This is a genomic window from Streptomyces sp. 11-1-2, assembly GCF_003595545.1.
Classification (GTDB): Bacteria; Actinomycetota; Actinomycetes; order Streptomycetales; family Streptomycetaceae; genus Streptomyces; species Streptomyces hygroscopicus_B.
Window position 1 is genome coordinate 7,279,729 of the sequence record NZ_CP022545.1, and the last position, 24,616, is coordinate 7,304,344.

The 24,616-nt window shown below is 70.7% G+C and carries 26 protein-coding genes and 1 pseudogene; 15 read left to right on the top strand and 12 right to left on the bottom strand.

Annotation, left to right across the window (positions count from 1 at the left end; translation table 11 throughout):
- Positions 1 to 8 precede the first annotated feature (8 nt).
- Entirely contained in the window at positions 9 to 599 is a 591-nt protein-coding gene (locus CGL27_RS31365; protein ID WP_205587777.1) for an N-acetylmuramoyl-L-alanine amidase, read from the bottom strand.
- A gap of 170 nt (positions 600 to 769) precedes the next feature.
- Here CGL27_RS31365 and CGL27_RS31370 point away from each other — a divergent pair, with 170 nt between their 5' ends.
- From CGL27_RS31370 to CGL27_RS31380, 3 genes are all read left to right on the top strand, one after another.
- The gene (locus tag CGL27_RS31370) at positions 770 to 1,681 is read left to right on the top strand and encodes a glutaminase (RefSeq protein WP_119991421.1); all 912 of its coding nucleotides are present in this window, start codon (positions 770 to 772) and stop codon (positions 1,679 to 1,681) included.
- Between the two features lie 159 nt (positions 1,682 to 1,840).
- Entirely contained in the window at positions 1,841 to 2,065 is a 225-nt protein-coding gene (locus CGL27_RS31375; RefSeq protein WP_119991422.1) for a hypothetical protein, read from the top strand.
- Positions 2,062 to 2,841, top strand: coding sequence for a helix-turn-helix domain-containing protein (locus CGL27_RS31380; RefSeq protein WP_240450702.1), 780 nt, complete (start codon positions 2,062 to 2,064; stop codon positions 2,839 to 2,841). The genes CGL27_RS31375 and CGL27_RS31380 overlap by 4 nt, the downstream gene beginning before the upstream one ends.
- On the opposite strand, the gene CGL27_RS31385 is transcribed toward CGL27_RS31380, so the two are convergent.
- From CGL27_RS31385 to CGL27_RS31395, 3 genes are all read right to left on the bottom strand, one after another.
- Entirely contained in the window at positions 2,830 to 3,225 is a 396-nt protein-coding gene (locus CGL27_RS31385; RefSeq protein ID WP_119991423.1) for a VOC family protein, read from the bottom strand. The genes CGL27_RS31380 and CGL27_RS31385 overlap by 12 nt on opposite strands.
- Before the next feature lie 100 nt (positions 3,226 to 3,325).
- Complete coding sequence (locus CGL27_RS31390) at positions 3,326 to 4,264, bottom strand: beta-ketoacyl-ACP synthase III (RefSeq protein ID WP_119991424.1); 939 nt, start codon at positions 4,262 to 4,264, stop codon at positions 3,326 to 3,328.
- Between the two features lie 207 nt (positions 4,265 to 4,471).
- On the bottom strand, positions 4,472 to 5,131 hold the full coding sequence (locus CGL27_RS31395) for an HAD family acid phosphatase (RefSeq protein ID WP_119991425.1): 660 nt from the start codon (positions 5,129 to 5,131) through the stop codon (positions 4,472 to 4,474).
- Positions 5,132 to 5,396: 265 nt separating this feature from the next.
- Here CGL27_RS31395 and CGL27_RS31400 point away from each other — a divergent pair, with 265 nt between their 5' ends.
- Both CGL27_RS31400 and CGL27_RS31405 read left to right on the top strand, forming a co-directional pair.
- Positions 5,397 to 5,789 carry an STAS domain-containing protein gene (locus CGL27_RS31400; protein ID WP_050993894.1) on the top strand — a complete coding sequence of 131 codons (393 nt, stop codon included), beginning with the start codon at positions 5,397 to 5,399 and terminating at the stop codon, positions 5,787 to 5,789.
- 228 nt (positions 5,790 to 6,017) lie between these two features.
- On the top strand, positions 6,018 to 6,557 hold the full coding sequence (locus CGL27_RS31405) for an STAS domain-containing protein (RefSeq protein ID WP_119991426.1): 540 nt from the start codon (positions 6,018 to 6,020) through the stop codon (positions 6,555 to 6,557).
- Between the two features lie 32 nt (positions 6,558 to 6,589).
- Here the strand turns inward: CGL27_RS31405 and CGL27_RS31410 are convergent, their stop codons facing one another.
- Together CGL27_RS31410 and snpA are read right to left on the bottom strand one after the other, a co-directional pair.
- Entirely contained in the window at positions 6,590 to 6,802 is a 213-nt protein-coding gene (locus CGL27_RS31410) for a hypothetical protein (RefSeq protein WP_119991427.1), read from the bottom strand.
- A gap of 240 nt (positions 6,803 to 7,042) precedes the next feature.
- The gene (gene snpA, locus CGL27_RS31415) at positions 7,043 to 7,708 is read right to left on the bottom strand and encodes a snapalysin (protein WP_078643538.1); all 666 of its coding nucleotides are present in this window, start codon (positions 7,706 to 7,708) and stop codon (positions 7,043 to 7,045) included.
- Positions 7,709 to 8,000: 292 nt separating this feature from the next.
- Between snpA and CGL27_RS31420 the strand changes: the two genes are divergently transcribed.
- Both CGL27_RS31420 and CGL27_RS31425 read left to right on the top strand, forming a co-directional pair.
- Positions 8,001 to 9,161 carry a LysR family transcriptional regulator gene (locus CGL27_RS31420; RefSeq protein WP_240450703.1) on the top strand — a complete coding sequence of 387 codons (1,161 nt, stop codon included), beginning with the start codon at positions 8,001 to 8,003 and terminating at the stop codon, positions 9,159 to 9,161.
- A gap of 106 nt (positions 9,162 to 9,267) precedes the next feature.
- A complete protein-coding gene (locus CGL27_RS31425) occupies positions 9,268 to 9,777 on the top strand; it encodes a pyridoxamine 5'-phosphate oxidase family protein (RefSeq protein ID WP_119991428.1) in 510 nt (169 codons plus the stop codon).
- 65 nt (positions 9,778 to 9,842) lie between these two features.
- Here CGL27_RS31425 and CGL27_RS31430 read toward each other — a convergent pair whose 3' ends face one another.
- Together CGL27_RS31430 and CGL27_RS31435 are read right to left on the bottom strand one after the other, a co-directional pair.
- Positions 9,843 to 12,287 carry a SpoIIE family protein phosphatase gene (locus tag CGL27_RS31430; RefSeq protein ID WP_119994636.1) on the bottom strand — a complete coding sequence of 815 codons (2,445 nt, stop codon included), beginning with the start codon at positions 12,285 to 12,287 and terminating at the stop codon, positions 9,843 to 9,845.
- A 126-nt stretch (positions 12,288 to 12,413) separates the two neighbouring features.
- On the bottom strand, positions 12,414 to 13,340 hold the full coding sequence (locus CGL27_RS31435) for an NmrA family NAD(P)-binding protein (RefSeq protein WP_119991429.1): 927 nt from the start codon (positions 13,338 to 13,340) through the stop codon (positions 12,414 to 12,416).
- A 126-nt stretch (positions 13,341 to 13,466) separates the two neighbouring features.
- Here CGL27_RS31435 and CGL27_RS31440 point away from each other — a divergent pair, with 126 nt between their 5' ends.
- The 3 genes from CGL27_RS31440 (at position 13,467) to CGL27_RS31450 (ending at position 17,496) form a co-directional block, all read left to right on the top strand.
- Positions 13,467 to 14,027: a TetR/AcrR family transcriptional regulator gene (locus tag CGL27_RS31440; RefSeq protein WP_119991430.1), complete on the top strand. Its 561-nt coding sequence runs from the start codon at positions 13,467 to 13,469 to the stop codon at positions 14,025 to 14,027.
- A gap of 377 nt (positions 14,028 to 14,404) precedes the next feature.
- Positions 14,405 to 14,776 (top strand): hypothetical protein, encoded by a 372-nt coding sequence (locus CGL27_RS31445; protein WP_119991431.1) that lies wholly within the window; start codon positions 14,405 to 14,407, stop codon positions 14,774 to 14,776.
- A 14-nt stretch (positions 14,777 to 14,790) separates the two neighbouring features.
- Positions 14,791 to 17,496 (top strand): ATP-binding protein, encoded by a 2,706-nt coding sequence (locus CGL27_RS31450; RefSeq protein ID WP_119991432.1) that lies wholly within the window; start codon positions 14,791 to 14,793, stop codon positions 17,494 to 17,496.
- 116 nt (positions 17,497 to 17,612) lie between these two features.
- On the opposite strand, the gene CGL27_RS31455 is transcribed toward CGL27_RS31450, so the two are convergent.
- Positions 17,613 to 18,143, bottom strand: a complete 531-nt coding sequence (locus CGL27_RS31455) for an NUDIX domain-containing protein (RefSeq protein ID WP_119991433.1) — start codon at positions 18,141 to 18,143, stop codon at positions 17,613 to 17,615.
- 1 nt (position 18,144) lies between these two features.
- A complete protein-coding gene (locus CGL27_RS31460; protein ID WP_119991434.1) occupies positions 18,145 to 19,500 on the bottom strand; it encodes a tetratricopeptide repeat protein in 1,356 nt (451 codons plus the stop codon).
- 222 nt (positions 19,501 to 19,722) lie between these two features.
- On the opposite strand from CGL27_RS31460, the gene CGL27_RS31465 reads away from it, so the two are divergent.
- The 4 genes from CGL27_RS31465 (at position 19,723) to CGL27_RS31480 (ending at position 22,768) form a co-directional block, all read left to right on the top strand.
- A complete protein-coding gene (locus CGL27_RS31465) occupies positions 19,723 to 20,472 on the top strand; it encodes a hypothetical protein (RefSeq protein WP_119991435.1) in 750 nt (249 codons plus the stop codon).
- 77 nt (positions 20,473 to 20,549) lie between these two features.
- Positions 20,550 to 21,461 carry a phosphotransferase gene (locus CGL27_RS31470; protein ID WP_119991436.1) on the top strand — a complete coding sequence of 304 codons (912 nt, stop codon included), beginning with the start codon at positions 20,550 to 20,552 and terminating at the stop codon, positions 21,459 to 21,461.
- A gap of 1 nt (position 21,462) precedes the next feature.
- A complete protein-coding gene (locus tag CGL27_RS31475; protein ID WP_119991437.1) occupies positions 21,463 to 22,155 on the top strand; it encodes a class I SAM-dependent methyltransferase in 693 nt (230 codons plus the stop codon).
- Between the two features lie 34 nt (positions 22,156 to 22,189).
- A complete protein-coding gene (locus CGL27_RS31480; protein WP_119991438.1) occupies positions 22,190 to 22,768 on the top strand; it encodes an HAD domain-containing protein in 579 nt (192 codons plus the stop codon).
- Positions 22,769 to 22,934: 166 nt separating this feature from the next.
- Here the strand turns inward: CGL27_RS31480 and sodN are convergent, their stop codons facing one another.
- A complete protein-coding gene (gene sodN / locus CGL27_RS31485) occupies positions 22,935 to 23,330 on the bottom strand; it encodes a superoxide dismutase, Ni (protein WP_078643546.1) in 396 nt (131 codons plus the stop codon).
- A 160-nt stretch (positions 23,331 to 23,490) separates the two neighbouring features.
- Between sodN and sodX the strand changes: the two are divergent.
- A pseudogene (gene sodX / locus CGL27_RS31490) lies at positions 23,491 to 23,910 on the top strand (nickel-type superoxide dismutase maturation protease); the annotation flags it as partial.
- Here sodX and CGL27_RS31495 read toward each other — a convergent pair.
- Complete coding sequence (locus CGL27_RS31495; RefSeq protein WP_240450704.1) at positions 23,856 to 24,518, bottom strand: CGNR zinc finger domain-containing protein; 663 nt, start codon at positions 24,516 to 24,518, stop codon at positions 23,856 to 23,858. The pseudogene sodX and the gene CGL27_RS31495 sit on opposite strands and share 55 nt — an antisense overlap.
- Between the last annotated feature and the right edge of the window lie 98 nt (positions 24,519 to 24,616).

A 24,616-nucleotide genomic window follows, 5' to 3' on the forward strand; every position in this document is an offset into this window, starting at 1 on the left:
CGAGGGTGCTACTTGAGCCGCTCGTGGATCCGGTCGCGCATCGCGGCCATGGTGAAGCCGCGCGGATCCACCTTGCCCGGCTGCCATTCGAGGTGGCCGATCACCGAGCGCTCGGTCCAGCCGTGATGGCGGCACACGGCCGCCGCGGCCCGCGCGATCGCGTCGAGCTGGGCCTCGGGCCACGGGTCCTCGCCGTCGCCCAGGTTCTCGCATTCGAAGCCGTAGAAGGCGCGGTTGCCATCGGTGTTCGCCTCGTTGTCGGGCGGCAGGGCCTTCTCGGCGATCACTGCCCGCAGGACGTCGTCGTCGCCAAGACCGGCGTGGTTGGCGCGGCCGTAGCCGACCAGATGGACGCCGCCGTCCTTGGCGATCACGCCGTGGCACAGCGGGCCGGGCAGCCCCTCGAAGCCGTCCCGGCAGATCTGCACCGTCTCCTCGGTGCCGGAGGTGACGGTGTGGTGGATCATCACCCCGTGCACCGGGCCCCACGGGCCCTTGTGGTTTCTGTTGTGGTCCCGCCAGTCGCCGACCTGCGTCACCCGCACGCCCTCGTTCGTCAGCGCCGCCAGGAAGTCCCCCGCGGACATGGGTGAGGCCATGACCGCCTCCGTTCTGGTCGTACGGCGGGCCCCGGTCGCGGCCCGCCTCGTTCACCCGCTTGCTTACCCATCGCACGCAGATAAACACACGGGGTGATGAGTGGTGGGGGGCGCGTTATCGTGCGAGCCGATCCATCCGTTCCACATCGCACCGGGAGACGCACCGCACCATGGACTACCAGGCAGTGCTGGACGAGGTCGCGGCCCATGTGAAACCGCAGATCGGCCGGGGCCGGGTGGCGCAGTACATCCCGGCGCTCGCCTCGGTGGACGCGGACCGTTTCGGGATCGCCCTCGCCGACGTCGACGGCCATGTCACCGGGGTCGGCGACTGGGAGCGGCCCTTCTCGGTGCAGTCCATCTCCAAGGCGTTCAGCCTCGCGCTCGTCCTCGCCGACGACGGCGAGAAACTGTGGCGGCGGGTCGGCCGGGAGCCCTCGGGCAACCCCTTCAACTCCCTGGTGCAGCTGGAGTACGAGAACGGCATCCCGCGCAATCCGTTCATCAACGCCGGGGCGCTCGTCGTCACCGACCGGCTGCACACCCTTACCGGCGACGCCAGCACCACCATGCTGGACTTCCTGCGAGCCGAGAGCGGCAATCCGGACCTCGCCTTCGACCAGGAGGTCGCCGCCTCCGAGTCCGCCCATGGCGACCGTAATGCCGCCCTCGCCCACTTCATGGCGAGCTACGGCAACCTCCACAACCCCGTGCCGACCGTCCTGGAGCACTACTTCTGGCAGTGCTCGATCGAGATGAGCTGCCGCGACCTGGCCCTGGCCGGGGGTTTCCTGGCCCGCCACGGGCTGCGCGCGGACGGCTCCCGGCTGCTGTCGCAGAGCGAGTCGAAGCGGGTCAACGCGGTCATGCTCACCTGCGGTACGTACGACGCGGCGGGCGACTTCGCCTACCGCGTGGGGCTGCCCTGCAAGAGCGGTGTCGGCGGCGGCATCGTCGCGGTGGTCCCCGGCCGCTGCACGCTGTGCGTCTGGAGCCCCGGCCTCGACGCCCGGGGCAACTCGGTGGCCGGAGTGGCGGCCCTGGACCACTTCACCACGCTGACCGGCTGGTCCGTCTTCTAGCGCCCGGCCGCCCCCTGCCCCGGAGCCCGGCAGGTGCAATGGTGCATGGGTGCCCGGAGGGGCGCACGGGATCGCGGAAGGCGCGGCGGCGGAAGTGGCGCTCGGCCTGGCGCGGCGGGAGCATGGAGAGTAGTGGTGGTGAGCAGGAGGTGTACCGCCATGCAGCACGAGATGCGCGCCGAATACGAGGAGGGCAGCTCCGGGCGGGTCGCGGGTGCGCCCGTCAAGATCTGGCACATGGTCCGCGGGAACGGAACGACCGCGATGTGCGGGCGGGAGCTGGACGCGGACGCCGAGAGCCAGGCCGCCGATCTGTGGGCCACGGGTGACTCGGGGCCCTTCTGCCATTCGTGCGGTGCGGTGTATCTGCGCGAGGTCCCTTGAGCGAGCACCTGGAGCGCGAGTACCGGGAGCGCGAAGACCGGGAGTGTGAGTACCGGGAGCGAAGGGCGCTGATCGGCCGCGGTGCCGCGGTATGGACCCGTACGGCCGGCACCGGGCCGCAGCGGGTGCTCCCGGACGGCTGCACGGATCTGATCTGGAGCGAGGCGGGACCCGACGGCGAGCTGCTGGTCGCCGGGCCGGACACACGCGCCCGTCTCGCCCCCGGAGCGCCCGGCACCCGCGCCGTGGGCCTGCGCTTCGCCCCGGGTCAGGGCCCCGCGGTGCTCGGCGTACCGGCGCATGAACTCCGCGATCAGCTCGTGCCGTTGGCGGCGCTCTGGCCGGGCGCGGAGGTCCGGCGGCTGGCCGAGCGGATCGCCGACGCCGAGCGGACGGCGGCGCGGCAGGCGGCCCGGGGCCGCCTGCTGGAGGACGCCGCCCTGGGCCGCCTGCGGACGGCGGAGCCGCCCGATCCGGTGCTCGCCGCGGTCGTCGCCGGGGTCTCGCGCGGGACGGGCGTGGCCGGGATCGCCGCGGCCGTGGGGCTGGGGGAGCGGCAGTTGCACCGCCGCTCCCTCGCCGCGTTCGGCTACGGCCCCAAGACGCTCGGCCGGGTCCTGCGGCTGAACCGGGCCCTGGACCTGGCGCGCACCGGCGTCCCCTTCGCGGCGGTCGCGGCCACGGCGGGCTACGCCGACCAGGCGCATCTCGCCCGCGAGGTCAGGACCCTGACCGGCGTCCCCCTGGGCCGTCTGCTCCAGGGGTCAGGAGGCTAGCGGGGCGAAGAGGTCCAGGCTGTTGCCGTCGGGGTCGAGGACCGTCGCGTAGCGCTGGCCCCACGGCGCGTCCCACGGCTCCTTCTTCCCGCGTACGCCCGCCCCCACGAGGTCCTGGTAGGTCTTGTCCACATCGGCCGGGCTGTCGCAGGCGAAGGCCAGCGCCACCTGGTGGGAGCCGCTCGGCGGCGTCCACTCCGGGTCGAAGGAGCGCACCGTCTCGACGGTGTCCCACATCAGCCGCGCCCCGCCGGGCAGGGCGGCCTCGGCGTGCGGCTGGGCGTCGGCCTCGGCGGGGATGTCGAGGCCGAGGCGGCGGTAGAAGGCGAGGGAGGTGGCCAGGTCGGCGACGACCAGGCCGATGGCGTTGAATCGTGCTGTCATACGGGCAGCGTAGGCAGCGCGCGGGCGGCCGGTCTTGAACGAATCGGACGTCCTGGCGGGGCGGCCGAGGCGCTGCCTGACGTTGTGCGGGAGGCGGCCGTCAGGGGCAGTGGATGACCTGGCCGGCGTACGACAGATTGCCGCCGAAGCCGAAGAGCAGCACCGGGGCGCCGGAGGCCACCTCCCCGCGCTCGACCAGCTTGGAGAGGGCGAGCGGAATGCTGGCCGCCGAGGTGTTGCCGGACTCCACCACATCGCGGGCGATCACCGCGTTGACCGCGCCCAGCTTGTGGGCGACCGGCTCGATGATCCGCAGATTGGCCTGGTGCAGCACGACACCGGCCAGGTCCTCCGGGGAGATCCCGGCCCGTTCGCACACCTGCCGCGCGATCGGCGGCAGATGGGTGGTGGCCCAGCGGTAGACGGTCTGGCCCTCCTGCGCGAAGCGGGGCGGTGTGCCCTCGATACGGACCGCGCCGCCCATCTCCGGGACCGAGCCCCACACCACCGGGCCGACGCCCGGCCGCTCGGCGGCCACCACCACGGCCGCGCCCGCGCCGTCGCCGGTCAGGACGCAGGTGGAGCGGTCGGTCCAGTCTGTGGCCTCGCTGAACTTGTCCGCGCCGATCACCAGGGCCGCGGTGGCCGCACCGGCCCGGATGGTGTGGTCGGCGGTGGCCAGGGCGTGGGTGAAACCGGCGCACACCACATTGAGGTCCATGGTGGCGGGGCAGGCCAGCCCGAGCCGGGCGGCCACCCGTGCCGCCATGTTGGGGCTGCGGTCGATCGCCGTGCAGGTGGCGACGAGCACGAGGTCGATGTCGGAGGGGGCGAGACCGCTGTGGGCCAGCGCCTTGGCGGCGGCTGCCGCGGCCATCTCGTCGACCGTTTCGTCGGGACGGGCGAGATGCCGGGTGCGGATGCCGACCCGACTGCGGATCCACTCGTCGCTGGTGTCGACCATGGCCGCGAGGTCCTCGTTGCCGAGCACCTTCGCGGGCTGGTAGTGGCCGAGCGCCAGTACGTGTGAGCCGGTCATCGGTCATCCCTTCGCGCCAGTGCCGACGTATCCGCGCCGTTTGCGGAGATCTCGACGCACAGTCTGCGGTGTGTCCAGTCTTGAGCGGAGCAGACGTGCCGTGCGCTCGGCCTACTCACCAATCTTGGGCGCCAAGATCTGGAGTTTTCGACCTTTCCCCGGCGGGGGGTGATCGGCGGTGGCGGAAGGGGATGACCTGACCGTGACTCAGGAGAGCTGGCCGTCGTAGTCCGGGAGCTTGAAGGACTTCTCGGCGTGGCCGCCGCTGATGTCGGTGGGGCTGTTGCCGATGTTGGCGATGATCGTGTAGCCGTTCTTCTCGATCTCCGCCCGCTTGGCGGTCTTGTAGTCGGCCACGTTCTGGAAGAGATCCGGCAGGTGGCGTACGTACAGACCGGCGACCGAGTAGCCGGCCTGCTCCAGGTTGTACTCGGTCGGCCAGGAGATGATGCCGGGCCGCGCGGTGACGAAGAAGATGGCCACGCCCCGGTCGTGCGCGTACCGCGAGAGCTTCAGGACCGGCTCGACGGGGGGCTGGGGGAAGGTGAAGCCGAAGTCCGTCTCCAGCGAGGTGTTGTCGATGTCCAGGACGATGGCCTGCTTCTCGCCCGAGGGGTTGGCGGTGCGCTCCTCGATGTAGGGGCGGGCCTGCTCGTCGATGATGGCGCGAACATCGCGCTGCCAGGTCTCGTAGTCGACGTCCTCGGCGGCGGTGGCGCTCGACGGCGCCGCCGTGGCCGCCGTGGTGGCGGTGGTGCCGGGCGTGGCGGCGGTCGCCGTGGTGGCCGTTCCGCCGACGCCGATGGCGAGGGCGGCGACCACCGTCGTCATGCCGAGCCGCCGTGATCGCACGCGTCCTGCTGTCATCGGTCACATCCTTCACTTCGAGGCGATTGCCGGATGGCATGCTCACGGCTCCCGGTGGACTTGAGAAGACCTCTGCTTTACCGGTGAGTAACAGTTCGCGGCCGAGGGGCCTTAATAGGCCAACGACACGTGCCGCGCCGTTCGTTGACTGGTCAGCCGGTAGATGGGTATGTCATCTACTGAAGGGCCGGCCTGGACCCCGGCGATGACCGGCGTGGCCGTGGGCTCCGGTGTCGCGCGCCTCCACCAGGTCAAGGAGGCTTGCATGTTCGATGATCGGCCCGCCTTCGGCGTCCGAGTCCATGCACTCGGCGGCGTCACCGTCGCCGAGATCGCGGGAGAGTTGGACATCTTCGCCGCGGGGCGGATCGTGGCTCGGCTCGATTCCCTCATCCAGGCACGGTGTCCGGATCTGGTCCTGGACCTGCGGCCGGTCACCTTCCTGGACTGTGCCGGATTGTCGTTACTGTGCCGATTGCGCAATCGCGTGCTGGAGCGGGACGGGCGGCTGCGGCTCGTCATCGACGAACCGCGGTTTGTGCGGCTGCTGCGCATGGTCCGGCTGGACGACGCGTTCGAGGTACTGGAGGATCTGACTCCGGCGATCGCGGGGGTGGCGGGTCCGGTGGCCGGAGGGGGTGGTGATGCCTTCGCCTAGGTCGCATCTGACCAAGTGTCAATAGTAAGAACCGAAATTCACTCGGACGAGCGGTATTCACCGGCGGAATGCTGCGTCCCTACCTCTGTAACCGGCGGTCACCCCTTTACGCTCGCGAGACGTCGCCCAAGGACCCGGCGGATTCGCACCCGATGCCCGACCCTGCCCGCTTCCGGGACCCTGACGAAGGTGAGAGGGGGCAGTGTGCCGTTCCGAGGGGATATCGCGATGACGCAGCAAGGCGCTCCCCGTGATGCGCCGGTGCCGCTGGAGCGCGGTGCCCAGAACGCCGCGCAGGGGCCCGCGAGCGGGGATCCGGCCGCATGGGGGCCCTCCGGCCGGGATCCGGCCGCATGGGCGTCCTCCGACGGGGATTCCGCCGCTCAGGGCGATCCGGCCGCTCAGGACGGCGCCGCCGGGGACGTCACCGCTCCCCGCGCCCGTACGCGCCGGGTCGGCGGATACACCGTCGTGGAGCTCCACGGGGAGATCGACATCGCCGGGGTGGAAAGTGTCGGACCGGCACTGGACGCGGCCACGACCGGGGACAAGCCCGCGGTGATCGTGGACTTACGCCCGGCCGCCTTCTTCGACTGCTCGGGCCTGGGACTGCTGTGCCGGGCCCATCGGCGTGTCATGGAGCGGGGCGGGCGGCTGCGGCTGGTCTGCGACAACGCGTTGATCCTGCGCACCCTGCGGGCGGGGCGGATGCTGGATGTGCTCCACCCGGTCGCCACGCTGGACGAGGCGCTGCGCGAGGAGGAGTAGGGCGCCCTCGCGCGGCCGGGTGGCGGCCGGACTCAGGTGCGGCGGTCCTGGGGAGGTGTGACCTGTTGGCCCCGGTGCTGCCGCCGGCGGCCCCAGGTGCGATGGTGCGGTCGTCCGCCGGTCGGGGAATCGTCGTGGCTCTCGGCGGACATGCGGTTGCCGTTCTGGACATTGGTCCGGTGGATCAGCAGCGCGCCCACCCCGATCAGCGCGAGGATGACAACCACGGTGATCAGGGTCTCCATGGTGCTCACTCCCTGGGGCCGGGCCCCAGCTGGAGGGAATCCGGCCGGTTTGTGCGAAATGCTCCTGGTGTCTATACGGTACCTCCGGCCGGAGGCGGCGTCGCTTCCCGTGTGGCTACGTCCCGGTGCGCGCGGTGGATGGAGCCGCATACGCCGACCGCCCGCACCCGGCGTCGGGAACCGGGTGCGGGCGGTCAGGCCCTGATCCAGGGGATCAGTGGCTTGGCGGTTTCAGCGGGCTCAGTGAGCCTTGGCCAGCTGCTTCTCGAGCTTGGCCAGGCCATTGGCCCAGAGCTGGTTGACGCGGCTGATCTCGGCCTGGTCGGGCTGCGAGTTGGTGCAGGACGTGCCGGGGCCGCCACCGGACATCAGCTCGCTGCACGGGCCCTCGTAGTGGTCCGGCAGACCCAGCACGTGGCCGGTCTCGTGCGCGGTGACCCGGGTCGAGTCGTACTCCTGGTTCTGGGCGTAGTCCAGGAAGACATAGCCGCTGCCGTGGCCGTCGGTGCTCGCGTACGAGCCCCGGGGGTCGTTGCCCTCGCGGTAGGTGAAGTCCGCGTTGCTGCCCGCCTGCAGCTTCACGTTGCTCACCGACGAGTTCCAGATCTGGGCGGAGCGGGAGATCTGCGACTGGAAGGTCGGGGCCTGGCTCGCGTCGTAGGTCACGGTGACGGCCGCCGCTCCGCGGGGCGCCTTGGCCTGCTTGGCCAGCGCCGACTTCATGACGGCCTTGATGAAGGCGTCGGTGTCGGCCTTCTCCTCGCCGCTCGCCGTGTAACCGGCGGCCGCGGCGCTGCGCTGGGTCGTGGAGTGGTCGGGCGTGGCCGCGGAGGCGGGCACGGCGGACAGTGCGGCCGCCAGGCCGAGGCCGAGGGTCGCGGACAGCGCGAGCTTGGGGAGTGACATGTGGGGGGCTCCTCATCGTCCTCGGGCCCCGGTCGCCGTGTGGGGTGGCGGCCGGGGCCGTGGGATGAACTCTTGGCTGACGCCGAGTCTTGAGGAGATCGAGCCGTACGCGGAGATATCAACTGGTGATAGCGCAAAGGCATATCCCCCACCGGGCTCTCAAGCCCGTTGCGGAGATGCCGGTTTGACGTCCCGTTGACCGGTGTTTGACCACCGATTGATCGATTCCGGTATGGGTTGGAGTGGTTTCAGAGTCTGGTGTGACCGACAAGGGCGCAGATATGCTCCCGCCGTGGAGCTCGAGGTGAGGCACCTCCGTGCACTGTGCGCCATCGCCGACACCGGCAGCCTACGGAAGGCGGCGCGCCAACTGGGCATGACCCAGCCATCCTTGACGACCCAGCTCCGGCGCATCGAGAACACCATCGGCGGCCGGCTGTTCTCGCGGGAGGTCACCGGCAGTCGGCCGACCCCGCTGGGGCGGTCCGTGCTGTGCCGCGCCCGGCCGATCGTGGCCGAGATGAACGCCTTGGTCAGCGAGGTCCGGCTGGAGGCGGGGCAGACCGCCGACGCCCGGTTGCGCATCGGCAGCACGGGCAGCCGGGCCGTGGTCGGCTGGCTGCGCAGGCTGCGCGACCGCTATCCCGACGCGGACACCACCATCCACATCGACGTCTCCGCCAACGCGCTGCTGCAGATGGTCGCCGCCAACCAACTGGACGTCGCCTTCGTGCACGAGGTCGAGGGCGCGCCGCTGCGGGTGCCCGAGGGCGTGGAGCGCCGGATGCTCGTGGAGCGGGAGCCGCAGTTCGTGGCGCTGGCCGAAACCCATCCGGCCGCCGCGCGGCCCGCGGTGCGGCTCGCCGACCTCGCCGCCGACCAGTGGATGGTCGACCCCAGCGTGGACGGCGAGGGGCCCGGGCTGCGCCGGGTCCTGGCCGCCGCGGGGCTCAATCCGAGGGTGGTGTACGGGGACTATCTGACCGCCGCCGACCTGGTCGCCTCGGGCGAGGTGGTCACCCCCTGCCAGCCCACCGCGCGGTCCCGTCAGGGCGTGGCCGTGCGCCCGCTGCACGGGGATCCGCTGACGGTCCGGCTGTTCCTGGCCTCCCGGGCGGTCCCGGCGGCCCGCGCCTTGCCCCCCGGACCCGACCTGGACACGGCGCTCCCCGCCCGCACCGGGGCTGCCGGATCTGCGCCGGACACGGCGCTCCCGACCGAGGCCGCGACCGAGGCCACCGGACCCGGTCCGGACACCGTGCCCGGCGCCCCGCTCGACGTCGACGCCCTCTTCGGCGACCTGGCGGACGCGTACTTCGAGATCGCCTGGGCGAGTTCCGCGTACCGCCAGTGGCTGGTCCGCAACGAGAGCCCGCTGCTGCGCTCCCATGAGCCCCGGGCCCGTGACGCGCTCGACATCCTGGGGCTCGCCGGGCCCGCCGAGGTCTCGTAGCGCCCCTCCGGAGTGGCGGGTGGCCGCGGACGATGAGTTTCGCTCCGCCGGGCGGTCCAAGCACCCGGGACCGCACCGGACCGCATGCCATCCGAGGAGCGAGCAGATGATCACGGAGCACGATCCGCAGACCGCGCTGGACACCCGTTTCAGCAGCCCGGACGCCACCGCCACCGGCTGGCGGGAGGGGCGTGAGGGGCTGGCGGCGGCGGAGCTGTACTGGCTGTCCACCGTCCGCCGGGACGGCCGCCCCCATGTCACCCCGCTCATCGCCGTCTGGTTCGACGGGGCGCTCTGCTTCTGCACCGGCCCCGAGGAACAGAAGGCCCGGAACCTCGCGCACAATCCGCGCTGCGTCCTCACCACGGGTGCGGGTGTGCTGCACGAGGGATTGGACCTGGTGGTCGAGGGCGAGGCCGAGCGGGTGCGGGACGACGCCACGCTCGAGCGGATCGCCGCGGCGTACGTGGCGAAGTACGGCGCGGAGTGGACCTTCCAGGTGCGCGACGGAGCCTTCCACCACGACGGCCATGAGGCCCTGGTCCACCGGGTCGCCCCGGCCACGGCGTTCGGCTTCCGCAAGGGCGCGTACGGGCAGACGCGCTGGCGCTTCTGACGCGGGCCGACCGCCCCCATACCGTCCTGGGCTCGCCCCGGGGCGGCCCCGCGCCCCCCGGCCGCTCAGTCCAGGCCCGGCAGCCCGGTGGGCAGCCCGACCGGAAGAGTCTGCTCCGACCAGATCGTCTTGCCCTCGGCGGTCTGCCGGCTCCCCCAGCGCTGGCTGAGCCGCGCGACCAGCAGCAGCCCGCGGCCGCCCTCGTCGAAGGTGCGGGCGCGGCGCATATGCGGGGCGGTGCTGGAGGAATCGGTGACCTCGCAGATCAGCGAGTGGTCATGGATCAGCCGCAGCCGGATGGGCGGGACGGCGTGCCGGATGGCGTTGGTGACCAGCTCGCTGACGACCAGCTCGGTGGTGAAGACGGCCTCGTCGAGCCCCCATTCGGTCAGCCGCTCCGTCACGTTCCGGCGGGACCGGGCCACCCACGCCGGGTCGGCGGGCACGTCCCAGGTGGCCACGTGCGCCTCGTCCAGGGAGCGGGCGCGGGCGAGCAGCAGTGCGACGTCGTCGAGCGCGCCCCCGGCGGGGAGGAGCGTGCGCAGAACGGCGTCGCAGGTGCCGTCCAGGGACCCGCTGGGGTGGGCCAGCGCGTTGGTCAGCAGCAGAGGGCCCTCGTCGGCATCGCGGTCCCATACGGCCATCAGCCCGTTGGTGTAGAGGGCGAGCACGGCGTTCTCGGGCAGCTCGGTCTCCATCGACTCGAAGGGCAGCCCGCCGACCCCCAGCGGCGGTCCGGCCGGTACCGGGAGGAACTCCACGGCGCCGTCGGGCCTGGCCAGCGCCGGGGGCGGGTGCCCGGCCGCGGCCAGTGAGCAGCGGTGCGAGACGGGGTCGTAGACCGCGTACAGACAGGTGGCCCCCACATCTCCGGTGGCCTCCTCGGCGCCGGTCTCCGCGGCCAGGTGGATCACCAGGTCGTCCAGGTGGGTGAGCAGCTCGTCGGGCGGCAGATCGACGTCGGCGAGGGTACGGACCGCCGTCCGCAGCCGGCCCATGGTGGCCGACGCCTGGATGCCGTGGCCGACCACATCGCCCACGACCAGCGCGACCCGTGCCCCGGAGAGCGGGATGACGTCGAACCAGTCCCCGCCCGCCCCCGCGTACGGGCCCGCGGGCAGATAGCGGGAGGCGACCTCGACGGCCGGCGGCTGGGGGAGGGTCCGCGGCAGCAGGCTGCGCTGCAGGGCCAGGGCGGTGTCGCGCTCCCGGGTGAAGCGGCGGGCGTTGTCCACACAGACGGCGGCCCGGGTGGTGATCTCCTCGGCCAGCACCACATCGTCCTGGGTGAACGGCTCGGGGGTGTGGTGGCGGGCGAATACGGCCACCCCGAGCGTCGTGCCCCGCGCCCGGATCGGCACCGCCATGATCGAGTGAATGCCGAACCGCCTGATCGAACGGGCGCGGGCGGGCTTCAGCGCACCCCACTTGGCGATCATGGGGTCGGTGGTCGCGTAGATGAGGGGCCGCTCCACCATCAGGCATTCCGCCATCGGCGAGACCTGCGGATAGGTGTCCACCTTCCCCACCGGCACCACGGACTCGGGGCATCCCTCGTAGAGCGACTGCCGGGCGGCGCGGCGCAGCACGATCGGGCCGGTGAGCGGCCCGGACGGCAGCTCCTCGTCCTGGGCCAGCCGGTCCAGCAGGTCGACGCTGGCGTAGTCGGCCAGCCGCGGTACGCAGACGTCGGCCAGCTCCTGCGCGGTGTGGTCGATGTCGAGGGTGCTGCCGATCCGTTCGCTGGCCGCGCTCAGCAACAGCAGCCGCTGGCGGGCCAGATACTGCTCGGTGATGTCATGCGCCGCCATGCAGACGGCGTGAACCTGGCCGTCCTTCGCCTTCAGCGGGGTGAACGCGGCCGACCAGGCGTGCTCCTTGGACTCGTCGCCGGTGCGCAGGTAGGTCTCCACCTCGCGTGGCTCACCGGTGGTCAGCACCTGCCGCATGACCCCTTCGAGCTGCTCGCTCTGGAGCTTGCCCCCGATCTCCGACAGCCGCAGATCGCGGATCTCCGCTTCGGGGAGGCCGACGACGCGGGCCATCTGGGAGTTCACCTTGCGCAGCCGCAGATCGGTGTCGTAGATCGCCATCGGACAGGGCGACTGTGCGTAGGCCCAGCGCATCAGCGCGTCGTTCCAGGACTCGGGGGGCAGCTCCGCCCGGGGGGCCGCGGCCACCAGCAGCCAGTCGCCCTCTGGCCCTCTGCGGTGTGCCAGCAGCCGCACCGGCATCTCGTGGCCGTCCTGGTGGCGCAGCGCCACCGTCCCGTGCCACCGGGTGAGCCGGTCGCGGGCGCGGCGGGCCCCGGCGTCCGCCGCGCGGGCCGGATCGGCCAGCAGCTCGGCGGCGGGCCGCCCCACGACCTGCGGGGGCGGATATCCGAGCAGCCGACTGGCACCGTCGTTCCAGCTGGTCAGCGTGCCGTCATCGGTGACGGTGGCCCTCGCCGTATCCGTTTCGTCCAAGCTGCCCCACTCCCGCGCGGAGCCGCTGTCGTGGCGCATCATGGTCGCCATCCCTCCGGGGACGGCACCGGGTCCGTCCACCAGGGCTCCCTTCCAGACTCGTCCACTCCGGTCCGGGCATCAACCACAGCCCGGGCCGGAGCGGACGCCGCTGCCGGACCGGGCGGGTCAGGCCGCCGCGGGTCCCAGGTGCCGCCCGGCCCATTCGGCGAAGCCGGTGAGGGGGAGGCCGAGGGCGCGCGCGAACTCGGGGCGGGCCGGCTGGCCGACCTCGTTCAGCCGCACATGCCCGAGGCCCCACTGCGGCATCCCGGCGGCGAGCGCCTCGTCCGCGGTCATCGACGGGGCGGTCACCTCGGTGCCCACGACGGCGGAGAGGACCTCGGCGACCCGGGTCATCGTCATGCACTCGCCCGCCAGCTCCAGCTCGACCTCGTGGAACCGCTCCGGGTCGGCGAAGGCCGCGGCGGCCGCCGTGCCGATGTCGGCGACGGCGATGAGGGAGAGCTCGGTGCCGGGCTCGAGGATGGTGGCCAGACCGCCCTCGGGGCCGTTCGGGAGCAGGGACAGGAAGTTCTCCATGAAGAAGGCGGGCTTGAGGAGGGTCCAGTGGCGGAAGCCCGCCTCGCGGACCCGGTCCTGGAGGCCGGTCTTGGTCGCGTAGTAGTGCTCCAGCGCCGCCCAGCGGCCCTCCGCCCAGCCGGGCTCGGTGTGGTGCTGTCCGGCGCCGGAGACGGAGGTGTGCACGAACTGCGCCACCCCCATCTCCCGCGCGGCGTCGATCAGGTTGCGCCCCTGGACCCACTCGGAGTCGCCCTGGAGGTCGTTCATATCGGGCATCTGGATCGAGAAGACGGCGCGCGCCCCCTCGGCGGCCCGCCGCACCGAGTCGAGGTCGAGCAGGTCGCCGGTGACCAGCTCGGCGCCGAGCGCCGCCACGGCCTTGGCCCGCTCGGTGTCCGGGTCGCGGACCAGGGCCCGTACGGGAACGCCCGCCGAGAGCAGGGCGCGTGCGGTGGCGCCGCCCTGCTGTCCGGTGGCGCCGGTGACCAGAACGGGGGCGGACGGGGCGGACGTCGGGGAGTTCATGGGCATGCTGCTGCTCCTCGGGCATAGGGGTATCGACTTGTCGACTGCGCAGACACTAAACGGCGGGCCCCGCCACTTATCTCTCGGTACGATACGGAGGGCCCCGCCACTTAGCAACCCGGAGGTGACGCCATGCCCGCCCAGCGCGCGGACGCCCGGCGCAACTACGAGCGCATCCTCGCCGTGGCCGAGGAGGAGGTCGCCGCGCACGGCGCCGACGCCTCCCTGGAACAGATCGCCCGCACCGCCGGGGTCGGCTCGGCCACCGTGCGCCGCCACTTCCCCACCCGGAGCGCCCTCCTGGAGGCCGTCTTCCGCGAGCGGATCGAGGTCCTGGCCGCCCGCGCCCGGGAGCTCGCGAAGCAAGAGGACGTACGGGCCGCGCTGCTGGAGTGGCTGGGCGAGCTCACCGTCTACTCCGCCTCGGTGCAGGGTCTGGCCACCGCGCTGCTGCGAAATGGGGAGCTCGACCCGGAGCATGCGAACCCCTGCGTGGACACGCTCACCGAGGCGGGCGAGCCGCTGCTGCGGCGAGCCGAACGGGCCGGTGTGATGGCCCCCGGGGCAACCGCGGTCGACCTGGTCACACTGATCGCCGGGATCGCGCTGGCCACCCAGCACCACCCGGACCCCGCCACCGAGGCGGACCGCCTGCTGGGCCTGGCCGTGGCGGGAATCAGCCCGCCGGGGTGAGCGGGCGGGAGTGGTCAGCCCCCGCGCCCGTCAGGGACGTTCCCCCACACAAAAGACCGCACCCGGGCCACTCGGGGGCGGCTCGGGTGCGGTCTGGCCATGCAAGGGAAGAGCGGTCAGCCCTTCTTGGTCTCCTAATAATGGAGTGGGTCGGCGACCTGCAGGGATCTCCCCTGTGGGGCGCTGACCTGGCCTTTTGCTGATGGCTGGCGATGGGGTATGACGGTCGTGATCGGGTGTCCTGCGGACTGTGTGCGGACTGGGTGGAGGCGCCGGGCGGGGCACACTCACAGGCGCCACAACATCCCCTGATGCGTGTGCAATTCTTATCGCCTTACGAGTATCCGGGGGTGAGGGTGTTACACCATCGTGGACTCATGGCCAGTGCGTCCGTCGTCGCGGGTGTGGTGGTAAGCGTCTGTGTGAATCTGATGACTGATCAGTGGAGCCTCTCGTTGATCGGTGCCACCGTGGCGTGCGCTCTCGTCTGGGCCACCCTTGAGTTCGTCCGCTCACGGGACGAGGGTGCTGCCCAACAGATTGCAGTGCGGGTGCGCGCCACGAATGGGGGGCGGATCGCTGACTCTCCAACCCATGTCGCGGCGGCCGCTTCCCGCTTGCTTGTCGACAGGTCCGCAGAGGGAGGCACCATCGAGGCGAGCGCCGTAAGGGTGAGCCGCGACGCCCAGATCACCCAGCATGTGTCCGGCGGAGGGACAGTCAGCGGCAGTGACATCACCGTTCACTGAGGGGGAGCACCGCGATGAACCACATGGGCATGTCGTTGTTGGGGCGCGAAGACGAGACGGCGGAATTCGAAGCGTTCGTCCAGGGTGACGATCGAGTGCTTCTCTATTGGGGTGTGGCGGGCCAGGGGAAGTCCACTCTGGTTGAACACCTCGCCGCGCGCTGTCCGAAGGACGGATACGTCGTGGACCTCGAGTACACGGCCGGCCGGCGGAACCCTTCCTCTGGCTCCGCAGACGCTGCTCGGGAGCTCCTTGACGAACTCGCCGAGGTGTTAGGTGGGTGGTGCGGGACCGGCACCCCCGCCTACCGCCGTGCAGCGGACCGGGCCGACGCCGACGAACAAGCCCTGCTCACCCGCAACATCACGCTGAAGGCGACGGTGACGGCCCGGGGCAACTCGTCGATCGTCGACTCTCCGGTCTCCCTGAGCGCCGGCAGCATCACGGAGCCGCTGGCGAACCTCCGGGCGCTAAACAGGTCGAAGCTGGTGCGGGCGTTGTGTGACGACCTGCGGAAGGCGGACCTGTCAGGTCGGGTCCTGTTCGTGGACACCACCGAGCGTCTCTACTACCTCGACGAGGTCGCCTATTTCGAGGCCAGTGGAGGAGCCCGGGGCGCAGACGAGATCGGTCATTGGTTCGCCAATCGCTTTGTCCCCCACCTCCTGGGCGGCGCGAAGGGGCTGAAACTGGTGCTCGCCGGCCGTGAGGAGGTTCCGATAAAGTCCGGAATCCGTTGTCGGCGTAGGGAGCTGCGGAACTGGTCCTCGACCGATAGCGACGCCTATCTGGCCTCGCGCGGTCAAGAGGCTGACGGGTTCCAGCAGGCCGTGTACCGCCTGTGCAAGGGCCACCCCGGTTGGACCAGCATGCTTAGCGACACCGCGGCGATCCTCGACTGGGGCGAGATCGACCTCTTCGAGCTTGAACGAATAGCACGTGACCGCCCCGCCGAGGGGTGGCTTCCCCGGGTGTTCCTGAGCCGCATCCCGGAGCCCAGGAGAGCCGTCGTCGTCGCTGCGGCGACCCTGAGGTCAGTGGTCAAGGAGGCCATCACTGCGGTGTTGGCGAAGGCCCCGCAGGACGAGCAGTGGTTCGAGAGCCTCACCGCGTACTCCTTCGTCCAGTTGCGCAGGGCTCACCGGCAGAGGCCGTCGTGGCACATCCACCCACTGGTCCGAGGCGCCATCCTCAGCCACCTCGGGGGTCAGGAGCCGCTGCGGCTCATGGAATGGCATGGGCGTGCGGCCGCCTACTTCTCCCGCTCGGGTGATCTGGAGAACGAGCTGTACCACCGGTTCTGCTCCGGCGACACGAGCAAGGAAGGGGAGTGGTACCGCCTCTTCCAGTCGGCGAACCTGGCATGTGACTACGACTCCGGTCTTAGAGTGATTGAGCTCGTCACCGCCCACGAGGTCCGCGAGGGCCTCCTCCGCACGAGGGCAGGCTTGGTGAGCCACGCCCTGACGCTCAGGTCCGACATCTCCCTCCACCAAGGTCGGTTGGACGACGCCGTCGTCGAGGCCGAACAGGCACTCTGGATCGCCCGCGAGGAAGACCTCGCGCGAGAGGAGGCCAAGGCTCTGTTCCTCCTGGGGTGCGTGTCGCAGCGGCGGAGCGAGCTCACGAGAGCGAAGGAGCTGTTGAGCCAAGCCTTCGATATCTGCCTGGCCACCGGTGATACCCAGAACGGGGCGAACTGCCAGTTGGCCCTGGGATCCGTCGCGGCCCGACAGGCCGACTACGTCACGGCCTCTAAGCGCTTCAGCGTTGCCGCGAAACTTTACGAGGAACTCGGGGACGTACTGGGGGAGGGCAACGTCCATTGGGAGCACGGCACCGCGCTGCGCAGGGTCGGCCGGTACGGCGGGAGCAGGAAGGCACTGCGCCTAGCCGTCCGAAAGTACCGCGGTCTCGGCTTCCGACTCGGCGTAGCCAATGCCCTGCGGGAGGAAGGAGGGATCTACCTGCGCGAGGGACGCGCGCAGGAGAGCCGGAACGCGCTCCACGAGGCACTCAGTCTCTACCGGGAGATCGGCGACCGGCTCGGTGAGGCCGCGTCTCGGGCGGAACTGTCCTTCCTGGAGCTAACCGATGGCGATGCGGATGCGGCCCACGGATCGCTGCGCGATGCCGCATCCTTGTACGCCTCCATTGGCAACGAGCTCGGCGTGGCCGACACGAACTTGCTGAGCGCCCAAGTGCTCGCCCACCAAGGGGCTCTCGATGAGGCGCTGGTACATGTGAGCCGCGCCTCGACAGCGTATGGGCACCTTGAGAGCCGTTTGGGCAAAGCCAACTGTCTTCTGCTCTCCGGCGTGACCATGATGATGAAGGGGGCGCTGTCCGAGGCGAGCGTCTGCCTGGCCAGAGCGGTCCGCGCTTTCCGGGAGATCGGAAACGCCCAAGGGGAGCGCTTGGCACTGGCTGAGCGTTCACGTGTGGCGGTTCTGGAACAGGACGGAGGCCTGGCTGTCCGCTTGGCCAGACGTGCCTTGCAGGTCTCGTCGTTCATGGGCAGCAAGGTAGCCATGGCCGAGAGCATGATGGCTCTGAGCGCCGCAGAACTCGCCGAGGGCAGGACGACGGAGTCGGTGCGCCTCTTCGGGGCCAGTTGTGCCCTCTTTGAGGAGCTGGGGATCGAGCCCCAGGCTCAGGAGGGCAGTATGACCCTCTTGACCACCGCGACGCCTATAGGCCCGGTCCGCAAGTCACCGTAGTCATGGGACAGACGGGGCTACTTTCGGGACAGAATCTGGCCGCACCCAGTCACGACTTCTCGCCCACTCTCTGCCTCCGTCGTGCTCTGGCAACTGGTCGAGCCGCATCGCAGCCTCTATCGCCAGCCGTCCAGGGAGACTTCTGAGGCTCCCGCAAGGTACCGGTGGAGGGCGCTTGACGTGGTGTCCACGAAGTTCTCGGGGATGTCGTCGGCGTCGACCCAGCGGACCTGGGAGTGCTTGCGGGGTTCGCGGTTTTCCGGTTCGCCGGTCCATTCGTGGGCGGCGAACACGACCGTGAGGAAGCCGTTGGGGGCTTCGACGCCCCAGGCGCCGTGGATGATGTGGGCGACCTTGAGGGACTCGGGCTTCACTGTGAGGCCCGTCTCCTCGTGGAGCTCACGGACGGCGGTTTCGGTGATGGGCTCGCCTGGCTCGCTTTTTCCGACGGGGAGGTCCCACAGGCCCTGGGCGAACTTGGCGTTTTCGCTGCGCTGGAGGAGGACGACGCGGTTGGTGGCCTTGTCGTGGACGATGACGCCGGAGACCAGCAGGGTCATCGATTCGAGCGCCGGTTTGGGGGCCTTCGGCTGGTCGTCGGTCTGCTGGGTCACGGTGTTCCCTTCGTCAGGCGGGTTGTTGGGCATGTTAGGCGAGGGCTTCGCGGGCGCGGCGTGCGAGATCGGCGGCTCCGGGCACTTTGCGGCGCTGGTAGACCGCGAGGGTGGAGCGGATCGAGGTGATCGCCTTGCGGGTGCGGTCGGAGGTCATGCCTTCCATGAGGACCAAGGCTTGGGTCCAGGCGGCGACGGCTTCGTCGGCGCGGGCCTGGGCGGCGAGGCTGTCGCCGAGGTCGGCGTGGGTGAGGGCGTGGACGCGCTTGCACTTCGCAGGGTCCCAGCGGGTGAGCGCGTAGCGGTGCTGTTGTTCGGTGCCGATATGGTCGGCGAGGTCGGTCAGGGTGCGGGCGGTGTGGCTGGTGACGGTCCCGGCGGCGGGGCCGCTCACGCGGGAGTAGCTGGGCTGAGGGCCGTCCTCCCGTTGCAGGGCGGCTTCGGCGGCGAGGAGGGCACGCACGGCCAGGGGGTGCTCGTTGACGGCTGCGTAGGCGCGGGCGTGGGTGATGTGGAGCAGGGCCTCGGTCTGGCCGTCGACGCGGCCGAGCCCGCGCTGCAGGGCGCCTTCGACGAGGTCGACGCAGTGGTGGGGCTGTTTGAGGCTGAGGGCTTGGTGGGCGAGGGCGCGCATCATCCAGGCGGCGTGGCCGTGCGGGTCCGCTTCGCAGGCGAGTTGGTAGCCGACCTGGTAGTAGCGCTGGGCTGCGCCTTCGTGCCCGAGGTCGTGGTGTTTCCAACCAGCCAGGTAGGCGAGTTCGGCGACCGCGCCGAACGCGGCCCGACGTAAGACTTCGCCGTGAAATCGGCCCCGAAGCATGGGGGCGGCGGTGTCGGCGAGGTATGCGGTGACCGTGGTCAGGCCGTGGCCACCCCCAAGGCGTTCGTCGGCCGCGCTGAAGGCCGTGGTGATCTGCCGTACGACGTCCACGTCCTCCACCCCGACCACGGATGTGCCGGTGCGGAGGCGGAGCATGCGGGCGGTGGCCTCGTGGTCGTAGCCGAGTGGCATGGCGACGCCGGCGGTGGTGAAGGCCGCGATGGCGAGGAAGCGGCGGCGCTCGACGTCGGCGCGGCCCAGGTCGGTGACGGCTAGGACGGGGTCGGATTCCGCCGACTCTTCGGCCTCGCCGGCGCGGAGGCCGATCTCGGTCTGGGTGATCGTGCGTCCCGCTCGGCGGGACAGCGCCTCGGCGAGGTACTGGCCTACCCGGCCCGAAGGGGTGCGGGTGCCGTTCACCCAGTGCGAGATGGCCGACTTGTTGGTCTGGAGGATCTCGCCGTTCTCGGCGGCGATACGCCGCACGTCTCTGGCGAGGGTCTCGTAGGTGCAGTCGGCCGAGTCGATGACATCGCGCAGACGGGAGTTGGGGTTTCTCTGCCCCGCCACGATTGCCTCCGCTCCGGAGCTGTAAACCGCGTATACCGCTTCAACTGCCTTCCACCGTACCCACTGAGCGTGACCACCGGTTCACTTATCAGTAGCCGCCCGGAACGGCGCGACCGTGATCCAGGCTCCCCTTGGTCCGGGCGGCTCCCCGAAGTTCCGTACACCCACACCGGGTTCGGGCATTCCTGTGCCCGATCCCGGCCGAACAGAGACGGAGACACGGTGACCACCATCGACACCACGGCCTTCACGGTCGAGCTGCCCGAGGCGTTCGACCCGCGCTGGAGCCGCCTGCCCGGCATCCAGATCGACGGCCGGCGCATCACCATCGATCCGGCCGACTACTTCTTCCGCTTCGAGTCCAGCAGCTGGCTCGTCGCCGACTGGGAGCTGGTCAAGGCCCAGCTCCTCGGCGTGCACGAGACGACCGAGAGCGCGGTCGAACAGCTCGCACTCGACTTCATCAAGAACCACGGCGAGTCCACCTCGGACGCCGCTCGTGTCCTGGCCACCGCGTACGAGGTGTACGCCCGCCTCTTCCGCGAGGAGCACCTGGCCGGCCTCGGCCTGCCGCAGATCACCGCCGACCACCTGCGGATGCTCCGCGAGGCGGCCACGCTCATGGCGCTCAACAAGGTCGAGCTGGACGGCCACATCTCCAACGTCGGCCCGTGCTGGTTCTTCCCCGCCGCCACCTCCGCCGTCTTCGACCTGGACGACGAGATGGGCGGGATGCTCGACGAGGTGTACCACGGCGGCTGGTTCAACGAGCACCGCCGGATCGAGTCCATCAAGGCTCACGCCGCGCTCGGTGGCCGGCTCGTGCATGGCTGCCAGTCTGTGCCGGACCAGGCCGGCGGTGTGGTCGCGCCCTACGGTGCCTCGATGGCGAACTTCCGTGACGACCTTGCCGCGTTCAAGGCGGGCTGGATCGAGCAGGTCTACGCCCACCGTGTGAGCCCCGCCGCGTAACCCACCACCCGATCAGGCTCCGGGGCGGGGCGGCATTTCTCGCCCGCCCCGGACGCCTCCCACCGACCGGAGCCCCCATGAGCCCGAATCCCAGCGCCGAACTCCTCGACAACCTGCTCACCGCGACCGGCCAGTCCACCGCCGTACGGGAGGAGGTACGCGTGTGGTCCATGTCCGGCGTTGAGCGCGTGACCTTTCCAGACGGCACCACGGCCATCTTCAAGTACGCCAAGAAGCCGTTCGACAGCGAGGACCAAGCCCTCCGCCTGGCCCACACTCTCGGTCTTCCCGTCCCTCAGGTCCACGCCTCCGCCGTTCTGGACGGCTGGCTCGGCCTGCTCATGGAGGACCTTGGGCCGTCTGTCCGCGAGGCCGATGACCTGGACGGCGTCGCCGCGGCTGTGGTCCTGCACGGTACCCATACGGCTCCGCCCTTGCCCGTCCTCGGCCAGGAGCGGCTGCGCACGCTGCCGGCCCGTGCGCTGGAGCATCTCGAACGGTTGCGCAAGGCCGACCGGTGGCGGGACGCCGACGACGTCGAGGACGCGCTCGACCGGATCGCCCAGGTCGCCGACGCCCGCTCGGCCGGAGCGACGCTGGCACCGTTCGGCTGGGTGCACTCCGAGTTCCACCCCACCAGCCTTCACATCGGCGAGCGTGGCTGGCGGCTGCTGGACTTCGCCCGCGCCTTCACCGGCCCCGGCCTGCTCGACCTCGCCAGCTGGCACGGCACCATCGAGCCCCCGCACCCTGTGCGCCTGCGCGGCTTCCTGGAGCAGTACGTCACTGCCGGCGGCAGCCCCGACGCCCTCGCCCCGCGCGGCGGGCTCACCGCCGAGAACTGGGCCCTGGGCTGGCACCGCATGTGGGCCGTCGAGTGGTTCGTGGAGCAGTCCATCCGCTGGATCAACAACCCGGCCACCGACCCCGCCTACATCAAGGCCGTCCGCCGCCACCTCACCGACGTCCTCCACTTTCTGGAGATCTGACGTGCTCGCCCAGGCTTCCCCATGGCACGCGCACACCCTCCAGCGCACCGCCGCCGGACTGGCCGAACCCCTCGCCGTACCTGCCCGGACGGAGTGGACCACCCGGCCCGGCCAAGGGCCCGGCGCCGACGTCCTCGGCCCCGACCTGCGCGGCAAGCGGCTACTGGAACTCGGCTGCGGCCCCGGCCACAACGCCGCCCATCTCGCCACCCGCCACGGGGCTCACGTCACCGGCGTCGACCTGGTCGGTCTCCAGGTCCGCCGCGCCCGCTCCCACTACGGACGGCTGAACAACCTCACCTTTGTCGCCGGCCACGCCCTGCACTACCTGCAAGCCTCCGACGAGCAGTTCGACGCGATCTACTCCGTCTTCGGCGCCGTAGGGCTCATTGCTCCTGAGCTCCTGCTGCCGGCCATCGCCCAGCGCCTCACGCCCGGCCGGGTGCTCGCCTTCTCCGTCCCCCACCCGCAGCGTGGCGGCCGAAGCCCCTCGGGCGACGATCGTCCCCGCCGCGACTACGTCACTCTTCCCGACCGCACCAGGCTCGCCATCGCCCGCTGGGAGTTTTCCCCCGACCGGTGGGAGAAGCACCTCAGCCAAGCGGGCTTCCGGCTCACCTCGGTCCAGGAGTTCTACGACGCCCGCACGGGCCACTGGCCCACCACCCTGCTGATCCGCGCTCGCAGGTTCTGACAGTCCTTCGCCACGGCTTCCCCTGGAGGAACCGATGCGCCCGCCCTGCCTGCTCCTCGACATCGACGGCGTCCTCATACCCTTCCCTGACGCGGACGGCTCGCCTCCGGCCACCCACACCCGCCACGACGTCGTTCCCACCGGCCGTGGCGCCGACGACCCGGTCACCATCTGGCTCAACCCCGCACACGGCCCCATGCTGATGGACGTGATCCGTACCGGCCTGGTCGCGCCCGTCTGGTGCACCAGCTGGCGCCAGGACGCCATCACTCTCATCGGGCCGCTCCTCGGTCTCCCGCACCTGCCGCATGTCGATCTGCCGCGCCCGAAGATCACCACCAGTCACCCCAACGGCTACCTGTGGAAGCGCGACTATGTCGACGCGTGGCTCGCTGACGCCCCTGCTGTATGGATCGACGACGATTTCACCGGCCTCGACCATGCCTGGGCCGTGGGGCGCACCGCCCGCGGCGCGGCGACCTTGCTGATCCAACCGGATCCCCGTACCGGGCTGCAGGCTGAACACCTGGCCGAGGCCCGAGCGTGGGCGGGGCGGCTGCCGGCCAAGCGGACAGCTGCATCCGCTGCTTCAAGCGGAACCGATGCGGCTTGACGAGAACCCATGGCAGAAGAGTCGATGCCCTCGCCGCGCGAGGGCATCTGACCCGGCATGTGCCGACCGCGCTGCCAGCTCGTCCCTGCGGCCGCACAAAGAAGACCGCACCCGGGCCACTCGGGGCGGCTCGGGTGCGGTCTTGTGGTGCTGGGGAAAGGCAGGGTCAGCCCTTCTTGGTCGCCCAGAAGATCTTGTCGATCTGGGCGATGTAGTCCAGTGCCTTCTGCCCCGTGGCCGGGTCGGTCGAGCCCTTGGCCGCGCTCAGGGCCTTGAGGGTGTCGTTGACCAGCTGGTGCAGCTCCGGGTACTTCTCGAAGTGCGGGGGCTTGAAGTAGTCGCTCCACAGCACCGACACATGGTGCTTGGCGAGCTCCGCGCGCTCCTCCTTGATGACGGTGGCGCGGGCGCGGAAGTGCGGGTCCTCGTTGGCCTGGTACTTCTCCTGGACGGCCTTGACGGACTCGGCCTCGATACGGGCCTGGGCCGGGTCGTACACACCGCAGGGCAGGTCGCAGTGTGCGCTGACCTGAACCTTCGGGGCGAACAGGCGGGAGAGCATAGAGCTGTCCTTCCATTCGTGATCGTCTTCTCAGGTGCGAGATTACTCCGTGGGGGAAGCCTTTTCTCGGGTGCCCCGGGGGGCTTAGGTCAAAAGTCCGGTGTCAGGCTGGGATGCCTGGGATCGTGATGGGTGCAGGGTGAGGACCGGAGGTGCCGTGATGCGGGAGCAGCTGGGCGATCGCGGGCAGGAGCCCGACCGCGACCAGCGCGGACTGCTGCGGATCGGGCTCGCGGAGGTGTACAACCCGTCGATGCAGCCGACGCTGTACCCCGGCGACCAGTTGGTGGTCCGCTACGGGGCGCCGGTGCGGCCGGGGGACGTGGTGGTGGTGCGCCATCCGTTCCGGCAGGACCTGCTGATCGTCAAGCGCGCGGTGGAGCGGCGCGAGGGCGGCTGGTGGGTCAAGGGTGACAACCCGTATGTGGAGAACGACAGCCGGGAGTTCGGCGTCGTGCCGGACGAGCTGGTGGTGGCCCGGGCATGGCTGCGGCTGCGGCCGCGGCCGGGCGCCGGGCGCGGTGGTCAGCGGTCCATGGCCGGGCTGGTCTTCTGGGCGGTGTCCGCCGTACGGCCGGTGGGCTCGCGGTCCTGGCGCCGGCTGCGTTCGGCGCCGGGCGACCGCTCGGCGTCCAGGCGTTTGCGCGCGCGGTAGGCGGCCACATTGGCGCGGGTCGCGCAGCGGTCGGAGCAGTAGCGCCGGGATCGATTGGTCGAGGTGTCGAGATAGGCGTTGCGACAGGGTGACGCCTCACAGATGCCCAGCCGGTCGGCGCCCAGTTCGGTGAGGTGGAAGGCCAGCCCCATCGAGGCGGTCGCGGCGTATCCGGCGCCCGCGTTGGCGGCGTAGTCCGCGATATGCATATGCCACTTGGGGCGGTCGTCGTCGTCACGGGTCTCATGGCCGGAGATCTGCGGACTCACCGGGAACTCGATGAGCAGCGCGTTCAGCAGGTCCACCGCCAGCACCTCGTCGCCGCCCGCCGCCGCCTCGAAGACGGCACGCAGCCGGGCCCTGACCGACCTCAGCCGGGTGACATCGGCGTCCGTCGTCCGACGGGCCGCCTGCCGGCTCTCCCCGAAGAGCGTCCGCACGGCCTCCACCGAGGTCAGGGTGTCGGTGCCGCGGCTTGGCTCCTCGCTGTTGACCAGGCGCACGGCGAGATCCGAGTAATAAGCCAGTTCCACTTGTGGTCCTTACGACGGGGCATCTAGAGTCGGGTAAGAGGCGTTCTGCCTACGAGGGTATTACGGGGCGGCTGCGCCGGAGACGATGACGCATGGCT